The organism is Flavobacterium sp. GNP011 (genome assembly GCF_056428925.1).
The window spans coordinates 1-19,434 of record NZ_JBWJVJ010000002.1 but is presented as its reverse complement, the minus strand read 5'-3'; the positions used below and the strand labels follow the sequence as shown (position 1 = coordinate 19,434).

At 31.9% G+C, this 19,434-nt stretch carries 15 protein-coding genes; 9 read left to right on the top strand and 6 right to left on the bottom strand.

The features are described from left to right. Window positions 1-209: 209 nt before the first annotated feature. The 3 genes from AC061E_RS02665 to gcvP form a co-directional block, all read right to left on the bottom strand. Complete coding sequence (locus tag AC061E_RS02665; protein WP_478284880.1) at window positions 210-1,757, bottom strand: DUF6770 family protein; 1,548 nt, start codon at window positions 1,755-1,757, stop codon at window positions 210-212. Window positions 1,758-1,780: 23 nt separating this feature from the next. Further along, on the bottom strand, window positions 1,781-3,127 hold the full coding sequence (locus tag AC061E_RS02660) for a M48 family metalloprotease (RefSeq protein WP_478284879.1): 1,347 nt from the start codon (window positions 3,125-3,127) through the stop codon (window positions 1,781-1,783). A gap of 92 nt (window positions 3,128-3,219) precedes the next feature. Further along, window positions 3,220-6,069, bottom strand: coding sequence for an aminomethyl-transferring glycine dehydrogenase (gene gcvP, locus AC061E_RS02655; RefSeq protein ID WP_478284878.1), 2,850 nt, complete (start codon window positions 6,067-6,069; stop codon window positions 3,220-3,222). Window positions 6,070-6,214: 145 nt separating this feature from the next. On the opposite strand from gcvP, the gene AC061E_RS02650 reads away from it, so the two are divergent. The 9 genes from AC061E_RS02650 (at window position 6,215) to AC061E_RS02610 (ending at window position 17,737) form a co-directional block, all read left to right on the top strand. Next, on the top strand, window positions 6,215-7,021 hold the full coding sequence (locus AC061E_RS02650; RefSeq protein WP_478284877.1) for a UbiA prenyltransferase family protein: 807 nt from the start codon (window positions 6,215-6,217) through the stop codon (window positions 7,019-7,021). Between the two features lie 511 nt (window positions 7,022-7,532). Continuing rightward, on the top strand, window positions 7,533-7,925 hold the full coding sequence (locus AC061E_RS02645) for a hypothetical protein (RefSeq protein ID WP_478284876.1): 393 nt from the start codon (window positions 7,533-7,535) through the stop codon (window positions 7,923-7,925). 272 nt (window positions 7,926-8,197) lie between these two features. Next, a complete protein-coding gene (locus AC061E_RS02640) occupies window positions 8,198-9,742 on the top strand; it encodes a tetratricopeptide repeat-containing sensor histidine kinase (RefSeq protein WP_478285110.1) in 1,545 nt (514 codons plus the stop codon). Then, entirely contained in the window at window positions 9,735-10,481 is a 747-nt protein-coding gene (locus AC061E_RS02635) for a LytR/AlgR family response regulator transcription factor (RefSeq protein WP_478284875.1), read from the top strand. Before AC061E_RS02640 ends, AC061E_RS02635 begins: the two co-directional genes overlap by 8 nt. Before the next feature lie 292 nt (window positions 10,482-10,773). Continuing rightward, window positions 10,774-12,243, top strand: coding sequence for a hypothetical protein (locus tag AC061E_RS02630; protein WP_478284874.1), 1,470 nt, complete (start codon window positions 10,774-10,776; stop codon window positions 12,241-12,243). A 70-nt stretch (window positions 12,244-12,313) separates the two neighbouring features. After that, window positions 12,314-13,519, top strand: coding sequence for a hypothetical protein (locus tag AC061E_RS02625; RefSeq protein ID WP_478284873.1), 1,206 nt, complete (start codon window positions 12,314-12,316; stop codon window positions 13,517-13,519). Between the two features lie 303 nt (window positions 13,520-13,822). Further along, a complete protein-coding gene (locus AC061E_RS02620; protein WP_478284872.1) occupies window positions 13,823-14,827 on the top strand; it encodes a hypothetical protein in 1,005 nt (334 codons plus the stop codon). 97 nt (window positions 14,828-14,924) lie between these two features. Beyond that, on the top strand, window positions 14,925-16,343 hold the full coding sequence (locus AC061E_RS02615; RefSeq protein ID WP_478284871.1) for a hypothetical protein: 1,419 nt from the start codon (window positions 14,925-14,927) through the stop codon (window positions 16,341-16,343). Between the two features lie 2 nt (window positions 16,344-16,345). Further along, complete coding sequence (locus AC061E_RS02610) at window positions 16,346-17,737, top strand: GH25 family lysozyme (protein ID WP_478284870.1); 1,392 nt, start codon at window positions 16,346-16,348, stop codon at window positions 17,735-17,737. Window positions 17,738-17,752: 15 nt separating this feature from the next. Here the strand turns inward: AC061E_RS02610 and AC061E_RS02605 are convergent, their stop codons facing one another. From AC061E_RS02605 to AC061E_RS02595, 3 genes are all read right to left on the bottom strand, one after another. Next, window positions 17,753-18,205, bottom strand: coding sequence for an SRPBCC family protein (locus AC061E_RS02605; RefSeq protein WP_478284869.1), 453 nt, complete (start codon window positions 18,203-18,205; stop codon window positions 17,753-17,755). 454 nt (window positions 18,206-18,659) lie between these two features. Next, window positions 18,660-19,046: a hypothetical protein gene (locus AC061E_RS02600; RefSeq protein WP_478284868.1), complete on the bottom strand. Its 387-nt coding sequence runs from the start codon at window positions 19,044-19,046 to the stop codon at window positions 18,660-18,662. Window positions 19,047-19,057: 11 nt separating this feature from the next. Continuing rightward, a complete protein-coding gene (locus tag AC061E_RS02595) occupies window positions 19,058-19,402 on the bottom strand; it encodes a hypothetical protein (RefSeq protein WP_478284867.1) in 345 nt (114 codons plus the stop codon). Window positions 19,403-19,434 lie beyond the last annotated feature (32 nt).

Sequence of the window (19,434 nt, the reverse complement as noted above, 5' to 3'; positions counted from 1 at the left end):
AATTGCAAATCAAGAAGATTGTTGAGATAATTATTTTGTAATTCTAGCAATTCGTAAAGCTTGCATTTTAAGGATTTATTTGTGTTAAAATACCTTATTGCGATTGCTTAAATGGTGTGGCTTTTTTTGATGAAAATAGTAATAGGGAATTTCTATCCTGTTGTGTGAGCAAAAAAAAAATGAGCCACTATTATGTGGCTCATTAGATATTATTTAATATTTAATTTTTCTAAATGTATATTTATTTCTTTTAATTTCTTGTCATATTCTAGTAATAAAACATTTCCAACTTTTGCGGGTAAAACTCTAAAATCAGAATTGTTTTTATCATTTGTTAGATAAATTTTATCTTCGGATAATTGTCCATTATCATAAATGATAGTTTTAAAAGCACTTTTGTTTTTTTCTCCTTTTAATCTTTCATAATCTATAAAACAAGCGTAGAAACGATCATTTTTTTTGTCTAATTGAGTATATTCATAATCAAATGCTCCATATGCTTTTAATGCGTGTGCGTTTAATTGAGGGCTTCCAAAATCAGATAAGCTCGGAGCTCTTGATTTTCCTTTCTCAAATTCTTGAATTCCTGTAAGTTTGAAATCAGAATTGAACTTAAATACTACAGAATTTGTAATTGTAAGTTGTGTAACACTTGCGCCACCGCCACCACCGCCTAATATAGACAATGTTGTTAATGCTATTCCTCCGGCACTTGCAGTTCTTTTATAGAATTCTCCAATTGCATAGTACTCATTGTTCTTTGTTCTGGCAATATTATGGAAATAGATATATCCTTTATCTTCAATATAATTTCCGTCTACTTTTGCCATTTTAGCAACATCCTCTTTCCAACTAGTGAAATTTTCTTTTAAAGTTTTTCCTGATAAGTCGATAACCTCAGTAAAAAGTCCTAAACTTTTATCATCAACAATATTATCACCTTCTTTAAAATATTCCCCCATAAGAACAACATTGTTGTCATTGTCAAGGAATGCATTGTTGATTAGTCTTGGTTTACTGTTTTTATTATATTCTTTTTCGCATAATAAAAGTCCTGTATTCACATCAATAATTTTTGTCTTCAAAGTGATTTTTCTAGACAAAAGACTTGATTTTGATGATTCTAAAGCAACAATTACTTTATCATTTACCTCAATAGGATTTATTGCCAACATTTCTTTTGAATCACTAGGAGAATTAAACTCCCATGATTTTCCACCATCAGTTGGGTAGTATTTCAAAGAGTATCCTATTTTTTTATTGTCTTCAAGCTTATTGAAAATGAATCCTTTATTTTCTACAGGAAATAAAATGTTGAAATCACCTGTTTGCTGCATGTATTGGATATAACGAATTTCTTTGCTTTCTAAAGGAATGTCAATAGTTGGTAATTGGTTGACTTTTTTATCATAGCTTACTAGACTGATTTTTTTTTCTGTAAAATTAGCCATTACAAACATTATTCCTTGATTGTTAAAGCTACTTTTCATCAAAAAAGTTTTTTTATTATCAATGTATGTTTTCTTAGCAACTTCTACTAAATTTTTATCTAAAACTTGAATTGCAAACTCACGGTCGCCTTTTTTTAGTTTATCTAATTCATAAAAGAAATAATAACCATCAACATCTTTCTCTTTGTTAAGGATTGCTCCTGAATTCTTCACTATAAAGGTATTGACTTTGTCGATTTTTTTTTCTTGTGCAAAAGTCAAATTGGCCACAAAGGAGATTAGAAGTAAAGTAGAGATTCTTTTCATAATTGGTTTGTATTTAAATTGTATTAATTTTTATTTAAAGTCTTGAAAAAAGTATAAGCATCTTGGAATTCAGTATCATCTTTGGATATCAATTCATTTTTTTGACAAAAATAATAACCTATTTTTCTAAGGTCTTTTAGTTCAAAATTGTTAAGAAATAGCCGTATTTCATTAATGTATTTTTCTTCTGAAAAAGAGTTTACTGGGCCAACATATTTTCCGAAAACATGTTTTTCTTTTAAGATGTAGACTTTTTTTAATAAGTAAGCAACATAACTATTAAAGGTTTTTCTATCCAATTCATTTTTTTTGTGAAGAGATAATATTTGGTATAAAGCAAAGTCTAATTTAGAGTCGTCAAAAAAAGTTATAATACTATTTTCAGATGCTTTTTTCTGTACTAAGTCTATTTCGTTTTTAGTTGCATTTGTGGAAGTGATAGTATGATTTTGAATTAAGTTTTCTATACGAAGTGGAATGTTTGGATGTGTTTTTAATGAATCTTTGTCAATTTCTAAATCATTTGCACTTTCAGTAGTATCAAACATTTTTTCTTCTTTTTCAATCCAAACTTCTTTAAATGGATATTCTTCAAAGTTGAAATTTTGCTTTAAATCGGTTGGGTTATTAAAAATTATCCCGTCAGTCAAATCTAGTTTTTTTAGAATGTTTATGGAAGCCTGCTTGTTGTATTTAGTATTATTAAACATTATAAAACCAAGTGAGTCAGCTTGTGTCTCTGCACTTCTACTTCGTTTCATGAAATTAAATTTTAAATCCTTTAATAATAAAGTTACAGCAGACCTTCGGCCATATTTTTTATTGGAGGCAGTATTCAATTTTTGTTTGAAGTCCTTAGAATTGAACGTTTCGAGATGCTCTATAAGTGCTTTGTCATTATGTTTTAAGATGTAATGTGCTAATTCATGACAAATAATAAATGCCATTTCATCATTGTTTTCAATAAGTGAGAATAGGCCTAAATTAATAGAGAATATACCGTTTCCATAACAGCCAGCATTAGGTATTAAGGATTTGTTAATCAGAAAATAAAAATCTTTTGAATCAATTTGTGGATTTGATTGGTATACTTCGGCAAGTATTTTTTTAAGAAATCCATTGATGGTTTTGTCAAAAATAAATGTGCTGTCTTTTATATCTTTTAAGAAAGATACTTTTCGTTCTGAAAGTATTTCTTTTGCCTTTTTTTGTTGAATGGCGTTAAACTCGTTTATTTTATTATTCGTTATTTTAGTAATGTAATTTTCCAGTGAATCAATACTTTCAGGGGAATATTTAAATCCAGAATTCTGGGCTTGACATGTTCCAAAATAGGATAGCAATAAAAATAATAATAGGTTTGTTTTCAAAATCTAGTTGTAAGAATTATTTTCCAATGCAATAGTAATAAAAATACCCCGATATATCGAGGTATTTTTATTATTTATATTTTATTTGAAAACTAACTCTCCATATACGCTTCAATTGGAGCGCAAGAGCATACTAGATTTCTATCTCCATATGCTTCATCGGCACGACGTACAGTTGGCCAAAATTTATTGTCGGCAATGTATTCCAATGGGAATGCTGCTTGTTCACGTGTATACGGATAAATCCAAGTGTCAGAAGTTACCATTGTCAAGGTGTGTGGTGCATTTTTCAATACATTGTTTGGGTTCTCCAATGTTGCTGTTTCAATTTCTTTACGAATTGAAATCATAGCATCACAAAAACGATCCAGTTCCTCTAAGTTTTCACTTTCAGTAGGTTCAATCATAAGTGTTCCTGCAACTGGGAATGAAACTGTAGGAGCATGGAAACCATAATCCATCAAACGTTTTGCAATATCAGTTACTTCAATTCCTTTTTCTTTAAACGGACGACACTCTAAAATCATTTCGTGAGCAGCACGACCCATTTCACCAGAATATAACGTATCAAAATGACCGTTTAGTTTTTCTTTGATGTAGTTTGCATTTAATATAGCGTACTCAGTAGATTTCTTCAAACCTTCAGCACCTAGCATGCAAATGTATCCGTAAGAAATCAAACAAACTAAAGCCGAACCCCAAGGTGCAGCAGAAATTGCAGTAATCGCATTTTCGCCACCTGTAGGTATTACTGGATTTGTAGGTAAAAATGGAACTAATTGTGGTGCAACGCAAATAGGGCCTACACCTGGACCACCACCACCGTGAGGTATTGCAAACGTTTTGTGTAAATTTAAGTGGCAAACATCAGCACCAATGGTTGCAGGATTTGTCAATCCTACTTGTGCATTCATGTTAGCACCATCCATATATACTTGTCCACCATTATCGTGTATCAATTGGGTAATTTCCTTAATAGCACTTTCAAAAACTCCGTGTGTAGAAGGGTAGGTTACCATTAAACATGACAAATTATCTTTGTGAAGAATGGCTTTTTCACGTAAATCATCAATATCAATGTTTCCGTTTTCAAGAGTTTTAGTTACCACCACTTTCATTCCCGCCATAGCTGCAGAAGCGGGGTTGGTACCGTGAGCAGATGATGGAATTAAAGCAATGTTACGGTGGTGATCACCGCGAGATTGGTGGTAGGCGCGAATAACCATTAAACCTGCATATTCTCCTTGAGCACCAGAATTTGGTTGCAATGTAGTTCCTGCAAATCCAGTTACTACGTTAAGTTGTTGCTCTAGTTTAACTAGCATTTCTTGGTATCCTTGTGCTTGATCTAATGGTGCAAACGGGTGAATGTTGTTCCATTGTGCCATACTTAAAGGCAACATTTCAGAGGCAGCATTCAATTTCATGGTGCAAGATCCAAGTGAAATCATGGAATGGTTTAATGCTAAATCTTTTCGCTCTAACATCTTAATGTAACGCATCAAAGCCGTTTCTGAATGGTGTTTATTGAAAACATCATGTGTTAAAAACGTTGATGTTCTTTCTAATTGAGACGGAATTTGATTCTCGGTTGTTAATTCTGAAATTGTTGTAGCTGATTTTCCAGTAGCTTCAGCAAATATAGAAACGATGGTGTTCAAATCAGCAATGCTTGTTGTTTCGTTTACAGAAATTGAAACTGTATTTTCGTCAGCATAAAAGAAATTTACTTCTTTTGATTCTGCTATTTCTTTAATTTTTTGAGCATTAGTTTTGATGACAATCGTGTCAAAAAACGAAGTGTTGGTTTGGTACAAGCCCAATTTTTCTATTTCGTTTGCCAATGTTACTGCCGAAGCATGAACTTTATCAGCTATGTATTGCAATCCTTTTGGACCATGATAAACAGCATACATTCCGGCCATTACAGACAATAATACTTGTGCAGTACAAATATTTGATGTAGCCTTGTCACGTTTTATATGTTGTTCTCTGGTTTGTAAAGCCATACGTAAAGCACGATTTCCATCTGTATCAACAGTTACACCGATAATTCGACCTGGCATAGAACGTTTGTATTCTTCTTTGGTAGCGAAATAAGCGGCATGAGGACCACCATATCCTAATGGAATTCCAAATCGTTGTGTAGTTCCTAGTACAACATCGGCTCCCATTTCTCCTGGAGGAGTCAGTTTTACCAAGCTCAATATGTCTGCAGCAACTGCAACTTTAATTTCATTTAGTTTTGCCTTAGCAATAAAACCAGCATAATCATTTACTTGACCAAATTTTCCTGGATATTGTAAAATAGCACCATAGAAATCTTTTGAGAAATCAAAATCTTCATGGTTTCCTACCACTAGCTCAACGCCAATAGGAGTAGAGCGCGTTTGCAATACCGATAGGGTTTGTGGTAAAATTTCTTCAGAAACAAAGAATTTATTAACATTGTTTTTCTTTTGGTCACGAGAGCGGACATCAAATAAAAGTGCCATAGCCTCGGCTGCAGCTGTACTTTCATCAAGTAAAGATGCGTTTGCAATTTCCATTCCCGTAAGTTCGATTACTGTAGTTTGGAAATTTAAAATAGCCTCTAAACGACCTTGAGCAATCTCTGCTTGATAAGGCGTGTATGCTGTATACCAACCTGGATTTTCAAAGATATTTCTTTGAATAACCGCAGGAATAATAGCAGCATTGTACCCCAAACCGATATATGATTTGAATACTTTATTTTTGTTTCCTAAGTTAAAAATGTGGTTTGCAAACTCGTACTCTGTCATGGCAGGTTCTAAGTCCAAATCAGCTTTTAATCGGATGTCACTCGGAATGGTTTCGTCAATCAATTGATCTAGTGAGTCGGCACCAATTGTTTTTAACATGTGCGTTACATCATTCTCTCTAGGTCCAATGTGTCTTAAAGCAAAAGCGTCTGTTTTCATTGTATGTCTAATGGGTTGTGTGTTTCTTAATTTAAGGCTGTAAAATTAAATATTAATATGCTATAAATAACCTTTTTTTAGTTGATTTTCTATGAATTTTTCAACTAAAAGCCTTTCTTATTAACACATTGATTAATTTTGTCTAATGCGATATTTTAAAAATATTTTTGAATTTTACATCAATAGTAGTATTCACGTGGCATTATCTTGTTTTGCGCTGGTTCATCTCACCTACAGTATGTTCCACATTTCTTATAATACCAGCGTGGCTTTCTTCACTTTTTTCGGAACCATCGTGGGCTATAATTTTGTAAAATACGATGCTTTAGTTAGAACTCAAAAATTGAAAATGACACTTCAATTAAAAGCCATCGCATTCCTCAGTTTTCTATCACTAATTGCCACGGGCTATTGTTTTTTTTATTTAGAAAGAGTCACACAATTTATTGGTCTTTTTTTTCTAATCATCGTTTTACTCTATACATTACCTTTTTTTCCGAATAAAAAAAATGCCAGAAACTGGGCTGGAATTAAAATCTATATTGTGGCTTTATGTTGGGTAGGAGTGACGCTTTTTTTACCCATAGTTAACAATAATACAGTAGTTACAAGTTTTGTTTTTTTAGTTGCAATACAACGTTACATACTGATTTTTGTTTTGATTTTAATTTTTGAAATAGTTGATTTAAAATGGGATGACCCACATTTAAAAACCGTTCCACAACAAATAGGTGTGCCACATACAAAGAGAGTAGGAGTGGTTATGATGGTTTTATTCGTAATGTTAGAATTTTTATCCAATGATTTTAGAATCGAATTTTTAGCATTAAAAACAGGATTGGCAATGTCTATTATCTTATTTTTAGGATATGCAAATGAGAACCGTTCCAGATATTATGCTTCTTTTTGGGTAGAAAGTATTCCTGTTTTTTGGTGGTTATTTTTGATTTAATCAAAATCTTTATTTATATACAATTTGATATATTTCATTAAGATACAATAATTCAGTATTCGCAGGATAAAAGCTAATGTCCGAATTAAATATATTGAAAAAGATTTTAGACTTTTTGGAATTACATGCTCTTTGAATTCTTATTAGGTTGTAAAATAAATTTTGATACAGATAAAAATGTATTATGTTATCCAGCTAAATTTAAGATTGAGAGTTCACTGTTTAGATAGAATACATAATTCAGATTTAGCGATAATAAGTCGACAATTTTGTAAGTTTTATAGAAAAAAAGTAACTGCAATAACATCTGTTTAAAATCTCAATAAATTTTACGTTGATATGCAAAAAATAGAATTAAAATTCAAATCATAAATAATTAAACCTAATTGATTGTTTTTAATTTTATTTGTCAAATCATAGTAATAATAGATAAAAAATAATTTTGTTCTATAAAAAGTTATATTTTAGTGCTAAATAAATTTAATCGTTAAACGAAGTCAAATATTTAATTATGAATTCTACTCCAAAATTAATACCCATTATTGTTAAGCCTATTGTGATTGGTAAGAAAGTCCCTGCTAGTGTAGTTAAGGCTCCAATTGAAGATTTTAAAAGACCAATTGCACCTCTAGTTACGGTACAATATATAAAAGGTGCATTAAATTTTAGAATTGTTGTTTTCATAGATAGTAATAACACAAAAGCACCTACATTTTGTGTAGCGGAAAATAATACAGATTTTTATTTACAATACGACTCCAGAGAGGAAGTGCCTAAAAATTATACTGCATGGTATATTGATGTTTTTTACACTTGTAAGTATAATGATAAGGTTACAGTATATAATAATGATATTGACCCAATAACGTCAAGGGGTACTGTGACTCATGTACAACATGGTTAGAAGGAGCTTTTTATTTTAAAATTAATAAACTTTCATTGTAATGTTGTAACAGTAAAATCTATTTTCAGAGTATAATGACTAAAATTAAATTATTTGTTGTTTTAATATCGTTGTTTTATACATCTCCCCTTTTTTCTAAAAAACAATCAAGCAAAGATTTTTTAAATATTGAAATAAAAAAAAAGGCTAGAGAATTTAAAAATGAAATTAATTTTGATAAGGCTCATTTGTTTTTTATTAAAAAAAACTGGGATTCCACCTTGGTTTATTCTATGAAACAATTGAGCACAAACAGTAAGAATCCGGTACTTGTAGATTATTGCCATTATTTTAGAGGATTCAGTTTTCAACAAAAAAAACTTTTAAATAAGGCCAAAAATGAATTTAATGCAGTTTCTTATAAATTTAGATTTTATTACAAAGTAAAATTATATTTGGGGGAAATTTCATTAGAGTTAGGGGATTTTTCAAAAGCGATAGCCTATTTTCAAGAAATTGAAAAAATGAATAACGATAATTCATTGGACTTGAAAAGAAGCACCGTTATTCATAATTTAGGTTTGAGTTATTTACATCTTAATAAATTTGATAAAGCAGAAGAATATCTTTTTAAAAGTGCTGATTTACAGAAAATTGAAAAGGATACTTTATTGCTAATAAGTTCTTATATGGATATTGCCAACTTGTATTATGTGCAATATGAAGACAGAAAAGCCATTCCCTACTTCCAAAAGGCATATCTATTATCAAAAAAAGTAAAGAATTTTGAACTAAAAACAGAAACAGCTATGAACATGGCTGTTGTTGAAGAGAACAGGAAAAATTTTCCATTAGCTTTAGTGTATAGAAAAGAATATGAATCTTGGAAAGATTCTTTAAACGACCAAAACAAGATATGGGAAGTTGCTGAGTTGGAAAAGAAATTTACAGTAAAGCAAAAGCAAAAGGAAATTAATATACTTGAAGCCGAAAACAAGCTTAAGATTGCGGAGAGAAACGGACTCTTTTATTCTTCGGTTTTATTATTGTTATTGTTTGGAACAGGTATTTATTTTTATAGACAAAAAATAAAACACAATAAAATAATACTCGCCCAAAAAGCGGAATTAAATGAATTGAATGCAACAAAAGATAAATTGTTTTCTATCGTGAGCCATGATTTGCGATCTTCGGTAAGTGCATTAAAAAATAGTAATGCTAAATTGATTGAAAGCTTAGAGATCAAAAACTTTACAGAGTTAGATAAATTGTTGCATAGGAATAGCGCCATTGCTAATGGTGCTTATAATTTATTGGATAATTTACTTAATTGGGCCTTATTGCAAACCAAACAATTGTACTTTTTTCAGGAATCCCTGCATTTGTATTCTATAGTTCAACAGGTAGAATACAATTATAAACCTTTGATGGCAGATAAAAATTTAACCTTTGAGAATGCAGTTTCTAATGATGTTTTTGTATTTGCAGATTTGGATTCGATAAAAATAATTCTCAGAAATCTTTTGGACAATGCAATTAAATTTTCTGGTAAAAATGAGAAAATATTGATTTATACCCGTGATTCTAATGATGTTTTTTGCAATTTAATAATAGAAGATTCCGGATTGGGAATGGATGAAACGACACGGCAAGAACTTTTGAAAGAAACCATTTTACTTTCTAAAAAGAGGAACAATGAAAGTATGGGGACTGGACTAGGCATGCAATTATGTAAAACTATGATTAGTAAAAACGGCGGTAAATTAGGAATTGAAAGCCGAGAAAATATAGGGACTAAAATAATTGTAATGTTGCCAAAATTTGAGAATCATGGATAACATTAATGTTCTTATCATTGAAGATCTTCCCACAGAAAGTGATCCACTTGTAAAAGTACTTATAGAAAATAATTATACAGTTGTAGGAGTTGCAACTACCTATAATGAGGCACTTTTACTGTTTTATAAAAATGCGGTTGATATCATAGTCATTGATGTTTTTTTAGATGGAAAGCCTGACGGAATAGCCTTTGCTGAAACCATCAGTATAATTCCGGATTCCATAAAACCATTTGTGTTTCTTACAAGTTCAAAAGACCGTCAAATTTTTGAAAGAGCAAAACTCACTCATCCTTTCAGTTTTTTATTAAAACCGTTTAATGAATTGGAAATCTTGTATGCCATAGAAATGGCAGTAGAGAAGTTTTATGCACAGACCAATGTTTTTTTAAGCAAAGATCAAAACACGGTAATAAGCAAGGACTATTTGTTTGTTAAAAAGAAAAATGCTTTAAAAAAAGTATTGATTACTGATATTTTGTACATAGAAGTAGAAGAAAGATACTGCAATATTGTAACTGAAAGTGAAAAGTTTGTGATCTTAATTTCATTAACAAAAATTATTACACTTTTGGACGCCAATAAATTTCACAAGACACATAGAAACTTCATCGTGAATTCCGAAAAAATAGAGGAAATACTTGTTTCCGAAAACCTAATTATTTTAAAGGGAAATCATAAAATCATGTTGAGTGATAAATATAAGGATATTATTAAAAGATTTCATGTCTTAAAGTGAGTTATCCTTTTTTCCGTTTTACCTCTAATTAATCTTTCATTCTTGAAAGATTTTTTTTTGTTTATAAATCTAATTAGAAGTTTTCCCAACTTCATGACAAAGATTTTCTGTCTGGTGCCATTTTATTTATAAATTCTAATTCTTTACTATAAAATTGTAGAAGAATTACCAGAAAGAACACAAAAAAATCTGTTTACTTCTGATAAAAAAGTAGAGTTCAGGAACTACTTAAAAAACGGGGCGTATTCCGAAAAGCCATATGAGTAAGAAAAACAATTTAAGTAAATAAATTATGCCATCAACCATCCCGTATGATCCATCTTTAGTATTAGGCAATATTGTTAGCCAGGACAAGCTAGATAATTTGGTAGCCATTAGCGCTGCGCAATCACTGGCGGATGCCTCTGAGGATACTTTGAACTCATTGATTGCCCTTAAACGCAGTCTTGATATGACGGTGCAGGAGTTAATAGAAATGAATATTGACGTTGCTGATGTTATTCAGGAAAGCATGGATGTTGGAACACAAATAGCAGATGCGGCCAAAGCATATGGAAAAGCTAAAGTGGAATCAGAAAAAGCCATACAACCTTTAAAAGCTAAAATAAGAACACTAAGCGATAGCGTTGAAAGTCCAATTGATTATAATAAAACACAGATTAAACAAATGCCACTTGCTGCCGATTCTCTTAAAATGAATTGCCAATATTTTGCCTTTGATCAAAACCTACAGGATTCTGGTACTCATGCCGCAACAGTGGCATCTTTTGTCAGTGATTCAGTTAGTGTATTCGGCGATACATATTCAAGCCAAGCCAAAACTTCGGCACAGTCACAAGTGAACAGTCAACACCAGAATCATAACATTTCCGGAACAATGGTGGTAACCATAACATGTACCCATAAGGATGCTGTGTTACTTGCCCCTTTTATTTTAGATGTGGATAAATCGGTACGGGTATGGAACTCTTTGTTTACTGATGATATGATCAAAACTAATGATATTCCAGGAATCATTAAAACAATGGCTCAGCAGGACACTCCTCAGGAAAATAAATTCCAGATATTGTCCGGAGAAACATGTGGTTCTTGTTTCATTGGTATGGTTCATACCTTAAATATAACTGATACTACTACAACGGAATCGATGTATTCTATTGCTGAATCTATTCAGGGACAATTTAGTGTAGGTTGTTGGTTTGCAGATGAGTCGGGCGGCTTTGGTGTAGATTCAAGCTTTTCAGCGGATGCCAAAAATTTGTTGAGCTCACAGTCTATTACGTCACATTGCACGCTTACGGTTATGGGGTCTATTCCGTCGATTAAATCAAATACGGTAATGATGGCGGTGCAATCATTTAGTGATTTTGACGGAGCATCTTCCATGAAAGCCGTTCAGACACTTCAAAACGCAACATCAGATGATATGACAACCGTAGATTCTGCTGCTGGTAACGCTAGAACTGGCGGACAGTTGGTATCGATGCAAACTGCCAAAGTAAGTGCCGTACTTAGTGGTTTGTCAACTATTGATAATCAGAACAATAAAATAATTGATACCAATTCCTTAATGGATGCCATGGAAGATTATGTTAATAAATGTATAGCAGGGAACATAGGTATTCCGATTAATTACTATTTAAAACCAATTACCAAGTCCCAAATTGCACAAATGTGGCTGGCAAAATACTATCCTAATAAATACAATCAGGCTGGTAATGGAGATGATTCAACTCCTGTAAATCCAACACCTGCTTCATAGCAGATTCTTAGAATAACAGGGATGCCGAAAACTGGATAGAGTAGGCAATTTATAAAAGAAAAATAGTATTATGAATTACTCAAAAGTTCAATTCATTTCTTGGGAATTAAATACAGGGCCGGCAAAAGTCATGATCCCTGCTCCTCCTTCTTCTCCGTTTGCAAACCTAATAAAGTATTATCCTGGATATAGCAGATCATTAGATGGCCGAATAGATGCTTTGTCGCAGTGTATCGATATTAATTCACGTATTTCATTTACTGATGACGCAATATCTAAAGCGTATGATAAATCAGATAAAGATCCAGGCACATTAAAAGTTTTTATGGCACCAGAATTTTTATACAGGGGTGCTGGCGGTGCTTATCTGCACGATTTACTTAATGGGTGGAATGGTAAGGCGCCAGCAGAATTTAATTTACCAGCTTCTTACAATAAATGGCCTGGATTATTTGGAGGATTACAATTGATTGCGTCCAATAGTAAATACAATGATTGGGTTTTTGTTTTCGGAACGGCTATCAGTGCGTCCTTTACTGGTGCTAAAACCAATGATGGGAACTACGTTTATAATACGGATAATGCCGCAGAAGCCTACAATACCTGTTTAGTACAATTAGGCGGGTTAGAAAATATCAGTACTAATTATGCTTCCAGAAAACATTATATTTCTAATATTGATTTTCTTACTAACACAGTCGATATTTCTCACTCGACACTCAGTGTTAAGCCATTAGATGACAAGACAATAATACCTGAGGATCTGTTTGGAGTAACCGAAGGAGGAGCTATTTTTACTCTTGAAGATGTAAACGATTCTACAGGAACTCCTATAAAATTCGGTATCGAAGTGTGTTTGGATCATGCCAGAAGTGGAGGTGATTTTGCAAATGATTTTGGGCGAATAAGGACTGCCAACGAATATGTAAAAATCCAATTGGTACCTTCTGGTGGTTTGTCTTTAGAGGACGCCTCTATAAGATTACTGCCCGTTGCGGGACCAACTCCACATTCGTATGCATTTAACTGCGATGGCTTAAACACATTGCCGCCCTTGGCTTCTGGATGCCATACACAAGTATGGAATGGTGCAAATGGTACCCAGGTACCGGCAGTAAACAAACTCTATGAAGCAAATAATGGAGCACCGTTAGCAAATACAACTGTTGTCAAAGTAACGGATAAAGTGTCCATTGGAACAACTATCGTTGATGATAATGTTTTTTGGCAATTGGGTTCCGGGAATGTTCGCTTAATGCCTTCTCTGGCATTATAATGTTTTCCAAGAAGTAATTTAACCCATAAAAGAGAGATGGCTCTTCCAAAGGAATTTTTATTTGCCTTTGGAAGTGACCATTTTAAAACTAATCATTGTCTGACTCAATCAGGCATATACAAAGTTGGCGATATTGCGATTAATGCATTACCAAATATAACTACTCTTTAGGATATTATTACTTTAATAAATGTGACTAGCCCAATAACAATTTATTGGGTAGCACACCGCTCAATAGAGTAATTATATTTTAAATACAAAAGGGAATCCGAAAACTAATATAATAAGTAAAGAAATAATTTTATGGACAAATTTTTAAACCAATCGTTAGCTGATGCTCTTTGTGCGACCATATTCGTTGGCGCATCAACCAAGGATATTACCGAATTTCAATACTCTGATTTAGGAGAAAAAACAGATTATATCAGCGTAAAGAATTTTCTTCAAGATCAGGGCGTTTCTATTGCTGTTAGTCAATCTGTAAGCAAGAGTGATTTGGCATATATAGTTGCAAAAACGCCAAAAGTTGCAACTTTGGATGCGGCATATCAATTTACTGATGAATATTCAAAATATTTAGCTGTAATCGAACAAAAAGCTAATTTGTTAAGCTCACCACCTTATGGTGCTTATATTGGGGGTATGTCAACTACATCAAAACTGTTTATGGTTGGGCCATCAGCCTTAGAGCAATACTCTTCAGTGTATCGAACAGAAGTTGACGCTTCTATATCAGATGCTTATAAAAATGGTGTCGTTAATACAAATAATGCTATAAATGCCGTGAAAGAGGCGCAAAAAAACACTGTCATTACTCAAGGAATGAGTATTGATTACACAGTTTTTTCTGCAGCTGTAACGGCACCATATATTGATGGGAGTTTATTTAAAAGTTATCATGGGATGATACAATCGATGATTAAATATAGTACCACCATAGATACAAATTCTTTTATATTTGAAATTGCTCTTGGAAACAATACCAATAAGGTCTCTTCATGTTTTCCTTGCTCAGCTTTTATGACGGCACAGAATAGAGCTGCTACTTCTACACATTTAGGGAGAGGAGACAATTGGAATATTCCTTCAACATGTTCAATTCAGTTTAAATCTGATTGGCAGAAAAAGATAAATGAATGGTATAATACAGGGAAATTAGTGTTAACTAAAAAAAACCCTTCCAAATTTGACACTCTTTTTAAAGCACTAGCCATTAATGGCAGGTCAAATAATATTCCAGATATATTTCTGGAAGCGCTAACTTATGAAAGTAAGTTTACTAGTAAAATAATAAATTCCTTTAATTAATGTCTTATGAAAGGCATGGAATTCTTTATAAATAAGTAGTAAACAACTTGTAATCTTTTAGTTTGCTTTTTTTAAAATAATCTTAATACGAATATAAATGCCATCATCCATTCCCTACGATCACCCTTCTTTAGTATTAGGCAATATTGTCGATCCAAAAGTTCTAGATATTTTAAGAAACATAAGCAAATGTCAGGTTAAGATTGATTCATCACAAGACAAACTGAACTCTTTTATCATGATGAAAAGAAGTATTGCCATGACGATAAACGAGCTTACTGATATGAATGTGGATATTACTGAATTAAAAGAAAGACAACCCGAAATAGACAAATCTATTACCCAAAGCGCAGGTGATTATTTAACGTCGCGGATAGCAAATGAAACACAAATTCAGCAACTTCGTGAAGAACTTAGCGAGCTGGAAATTGCAGAAGGACTAGAAAGCCCTGTTGATTTTTCCTTGAGCAGTCTTAAGACTCTTCCTTTGTCTTCAGAATCATTAAAACTGGACTCTCAATATTTTTCCTTTGGCAGTAACCGCCAGGATGACACCATGGCCAATATCGAAAAATATGTCAGAGATTCTACAAGTAATTTGGGTTCCAAATCTGATGAAATGGCAAGCACGGTTTCTTCGCAAATAAATCAACAAGTCCAAAATCATAGCATTGCTGGTACACTTATCATTACAGCAAGTTGCACGCATGGTAACGTAAAAATGTTTGAACCTTTAGTTATTGATCCTGATAAGGTAATTTCTGTTTGGAATACAGTAAATAGTAATGATAAAATTGATACATCAACTTTAAAAACAGCATCATCAAGCAGCGCAAATAGCAAAAGTAATAATGATTCTGATGATTTATCCTTATTAGCGGGTGCTGGTTACGGATCGAGCTTTATCGGCATGGTACATATCTTAAATTCTGATTCCAGTAGTATTGGTCCTTCCGATAAATTGAAAGGAGCATTGGATGAAAAGTTAAAAATAGGTGGCTGGCTAGAAAATGCAGCCGGTGGGTTCGGTGTTGAAGATTCTTTTATGAATAAGGTAAAAGAAATGCTTAGTACCCAGAGTGTTTCATCGCATGTAAGTGTTGTTGTAATGGGGGCAATTCCCTCCATAGCGTCAAACCAGTTAAAATTAGGAGTAGGCAAGTTGGCAGAAGTAGATCCGGAATTAATTTCGATTATAGCTTCTGAAGAAAATGAAAGTATTGATACGATCAATTCCGATGCGGAAAAATCAAAAACTGGCGCCAGAATTTTAAACGTTCAAAATGCCAAAATTCAAAGCGTTATTAAAGGATTGGGGAAAATTGATCATGGTTCCAATAATGTGCTGGATATAAATTCGATGATGACTGCTTTCGAAAATTATTTAACAGCAATTAACAATAAAGATAACAATGTTGGCGTACCAATCAGTTTTAATTTGAAGAAGATATCAAAATCACAAATTGAAGGATTGTGGCAGGATAAATATTATCCTCCAAAAGTAAAAACTACCTAATTATGCGACAATTTAACGACAGGGAAAAAAGTATTCTAAATAAAATACTAGAAGCTAATTCTAATAACCATATTTTGTTGAATGAATTCCTGCAGAAGCTTTATTTTACAGAACAAAGCAAGAGAGCATTAATATTGCAATCACACGGGTATTATGCCGTTTTTTTTATGACTCCTGAAATATTTGATGATGAGGAGAAAAATAGTGAAGAAGTAAAATTATTTTTTGAATTAATTACACTTCTTAACTATCTTAAGGTAAACAATTATTTAACTATTTACAGAAATAAAACTGAAATGCTTTACTTTTTTCAGGAAACATTTACGGATGTCAAAGCCTCTGGAAAGTCTATTCTTTTAAATGATAAAGGGGATTATTCTTCTTCAACCAATACCATACACGACAAGAATAAGAACATAATATATAAAGGAATTATTTTTGATGCAGATATTTTTGAACTCATATTAAGTACCACTACAGGTGTAATGGTACTTTCTGATAAGTTTAGAGATTTACTAGTAAATGAGTATAACATCGATCCAGTCCAAAAATTATTAGTAAGCAACAGTAAGAGAAGTTTGTTGACAAATATCTTTAGTTTTATACTGCTTAGTGCGCTGACTTATTTTGTTTATAATAAAACAATGGAATATGAGGGACATTTAAAACGTATTAGTAACAAGGAAAAGACAGTACTAAATAAAAATTATAGTAACACGAATCAAAAAAATAACATTCCAAATAGAATGATTGTTCCGAAACCCGTGATAGATTCGGCACAATATTTTTATGGTGTTGATATCTCCAAATGGAACGGGGACGCTTCTATGCAAATAGACCCCGCGGATAATATTTCTTTTATAATCTGTAAAGCTACTCAAGGAACCTCTGAAATTGATATTGATTTTATTAAAAACTGGAAAATCATTAGAGAGAAAAAATGTATTTTAGGTGCATACCATTTTTATAATACATATCAAGATCCTATAAAGCAAGCACAACATTATTGGAAAACAATAGCTGCTGAAGGTAAGACAGATATGATACCTATTGTAGATATTGAACAATTGAGTTTACCCAAAAATGGAAGAGTTAAGCCAGTCAAATTGCAAAATGATTTAGTGAAGTTCTTGAACTATATTGAGTATGTAAGCGGACGAATACCAATGATATACACAGCTCCGTCATTTGCCAATAAATACTTAGCAAACACGTTATTTTCTAAATATCCTCTGTGGGTAGCAGAATATACTAAAGCCAAAGAAATTAAAATCCCTGTAGCATGGAAAGAAAAAGGATATAAAATTTGGCAAAAAAGTAATTCCTATTTTGTAGATTCCAATATTTATGATTTTGATGTTTTTTATGGAAAAAAATCAGATTTATATAAATAAGTTAACTTTTCAAGTCTACGATTTTTCTGCTAATGCTTTCAATACTTTATTTCTGTTTATGATAAAATGAGTCAAATGTTTTCTTAAAATTAATTGATTAAAAAGTTTTCCAAAAATGCTATAAGGTGTTTCATATTGAATTTTATCTTCCATGATCACAAATCCTTTTTTTTGAATAAAAGTATGCTGGTGTTTGAAGGATTTAAACTTGCCTTCGAGCATTTCATCCACAAAGTAGGTTGGAATTTCCATTGCTGATATTAAACTTTTGTGTTTTAAATAAACGCCAAAATGCTTTCCACGCCAGGTTACGGTTTCGTTTAAATTTATCAAACCCGAAGTTATTCCATCAATAGCGGTTTCATTTGATTTCGCAGTGGATTGTTGATGAACATCTATGTTTCTTGATAAATCAAAAATGAGTTCAATTGGTGCGTTTATTTTGGTTGTTAGTTGTATGGTTGTCATTTCTGGTTTTCTATAAAATTTAATTTGAAAAATATGCCTGTCGCTAGTGATGCTAAAATGTAGGCTGTCGTTATTTCATGTTCTCGATTATTAAATGCGATGGAAAAACTAATTATAATTCCAATGATTGATAATGTAATCAAAATTAATTTTGAAGTTATTATTTTTACATTTTTTATTCCCAGGAAATAGAATGCTGTTGAATAGATGATATAAGTTGGAATTGAAAAAATAAAGCCAAAAATAATTGTAATTGGATAGACTTCCATCAAACCTACTATTTTGTTCGAAGTTGGAATAAATAATATATTGATAAGCTCTGAAATTATTGGCGCGAGAAATAATGTTCCTAACCAATGTTTAAATAAATAACTCCAATTCATAGCTAATTTGTTATAAACGTTTTCAAATCTTTAAACTTCACAGGTTTTTAAAACCTGTGAAGTTTGTTGTTTTATTCTTTAACTGCTATCCGTTCTTCAATTTTGGTTTCACTTGCTTTACGTTTTCCTCTAAAGAAAAAGTACAAGTTTAAAAATAACATAAATCCTAAATAGATAGTGAATCCTCCAATTTTGTAGCTTAATTTTTCTATTAATAATTGGTAACTGTCTTGATACATATTCATTTCAAGAATCATTAGTGCAAATCCTAAATTTAATAAATAAAAACCTGTTTCGAATAATTTGTTGGTCGCATTTGCAATTTCTTCTCGACCTTTGAAAATGTCTAACATATAAACTTTACTGTTTTTGAAAAGCGTTCTTGAAACATAATAAGTTAATAATAAGGCAACTGGTAAATAAAAGGCGTAACCGATTAAAATTTTTGTAGTTTCCATAATAAATGTATTTAAATTAATTTTTTGATGTATTTCGTAAGAAGGATAATATTGAAGTAGTGCATCATGGCAATAGTACAAATAATGACCGCCGATTTGAAAGCAATAATTTCAATAAGTTGATGAAAGGTTATGATTTTATCCCAAGAAATTAAAGTCATTGCACAGTATCCGAGATTTAATAAATAATATCCAACTAACAATATTTGATTGATTTTGTGACACAAATCTTCATGATTTGGAAGTAGTTCTGAAACGAATATGTTGCCGTTGTTGTAACATATTTTCCCAACTTTTATAATGATTATTGTGGTTATCAATAGGTAAATTGTGTAACCAATAATGTTGAGGTTCATGGTTGTTATAATTTATAATGACCAATTAAATT

Excerpts from the sequence above, each read along its gene's own strand:
- AC061E_RS02665 (WP_478284880.1), bottom strand. The coding sequence starts at position 1,757 with ATGAAAAGAATCTCTACTTTACTTCTAATCTCCTTTGTGGCCAATTTG.
- gcvP (WP_478284878.1), bottom strand. The coding sequence starts at position 6,069 with ATGAAAACAGACGCTTTTGCTTTAAGACACATTGGACCTAGAGAGAAT.
- AC061E_RS02650 (WP_478284877.1), top strand. The coding sequence starts at position 6,215 with ATGCGATATTTTAAAAATATTTTTGAATTTTACATCAATAGTAGTATT.
- AC061E_RS02645 (WP_478284876.1), top strand. The coding sequence starts at position 7,533 with ATGAATTCTACTCCAAAATTAATACCCATTATTGTTAAGCCTATTGTG.
- AC061E_RS02640 (WP_478285110.1), top strand. The coding sequence starts at position 8,198 with ATGAAACAATTGAGCACAAACAGTAAGAATCCGGTACTTGTAGATTAT.
- AC061E_RS02635 (WP_478284875.1), top strand. The coding sequence starts at position 9,735 with ATGGATAACATTAATGTTCTTATCATTGAAGATCTTCCCACAGAAAGT.
- AC061E_RS02630 (WP_478284874.1), top strand. The coding sequence starts at position 10,774 with ATGCCATCAACCATCCCGTATGATCCATCTTTAGTATTAGGCAATATT.
- AC061E_RS02625 (WP_478284873.1), top strand. The coding sequence starts at position 12,314 with ATGAATTACTCAAAAGTTCAATTCATTTCTTGGGAATTAAATACAGGG.
- AC061E_RS02620 (WP_478284872.1), top strand. The coding sequence starts at position 13,823 with ATGGACAAATTTTTAAACCAATCGTTAGCTGATGCTCTTTGTGCGACC.
- AC061E_RS02615 (WP_478284871.1), top strand. The coding sequence starts at position 14,925 with ATGCCATCATCCATTCCCTACGATCACCCTTCTTTAGTATTAGGCAAT.
- AC061E_RS02610 (WP_478284870.1), top strand. The coding sequence starts at position 16,346 with ATGCGACAATTTAACGACAGGGAAAAAAGTATTCTAAATAAAATACTA.
- AC061E_RS02605 (WP_478284869.1), bottom strand. The coding sequence starts at position 18,205 with ATGACAACCATACAACTAACAACCAAAATAAACGCACCAATTGAACTC.
- AC061E_RS02600 (WP_478284868.1), bottom strand. The coding sequence starts at position 19,046 with ATGGAAACTACAAAAATTTTAATCGGTTACGCCTTTTATTTACCAGTT.
- AC061E_RS02595 (WP_478284867.1), bottom strand. The coding sequence starts at position 19,402 with ATGAACCTCAACATTATTGGTTACACAATTTACCTATTGATAACCACA.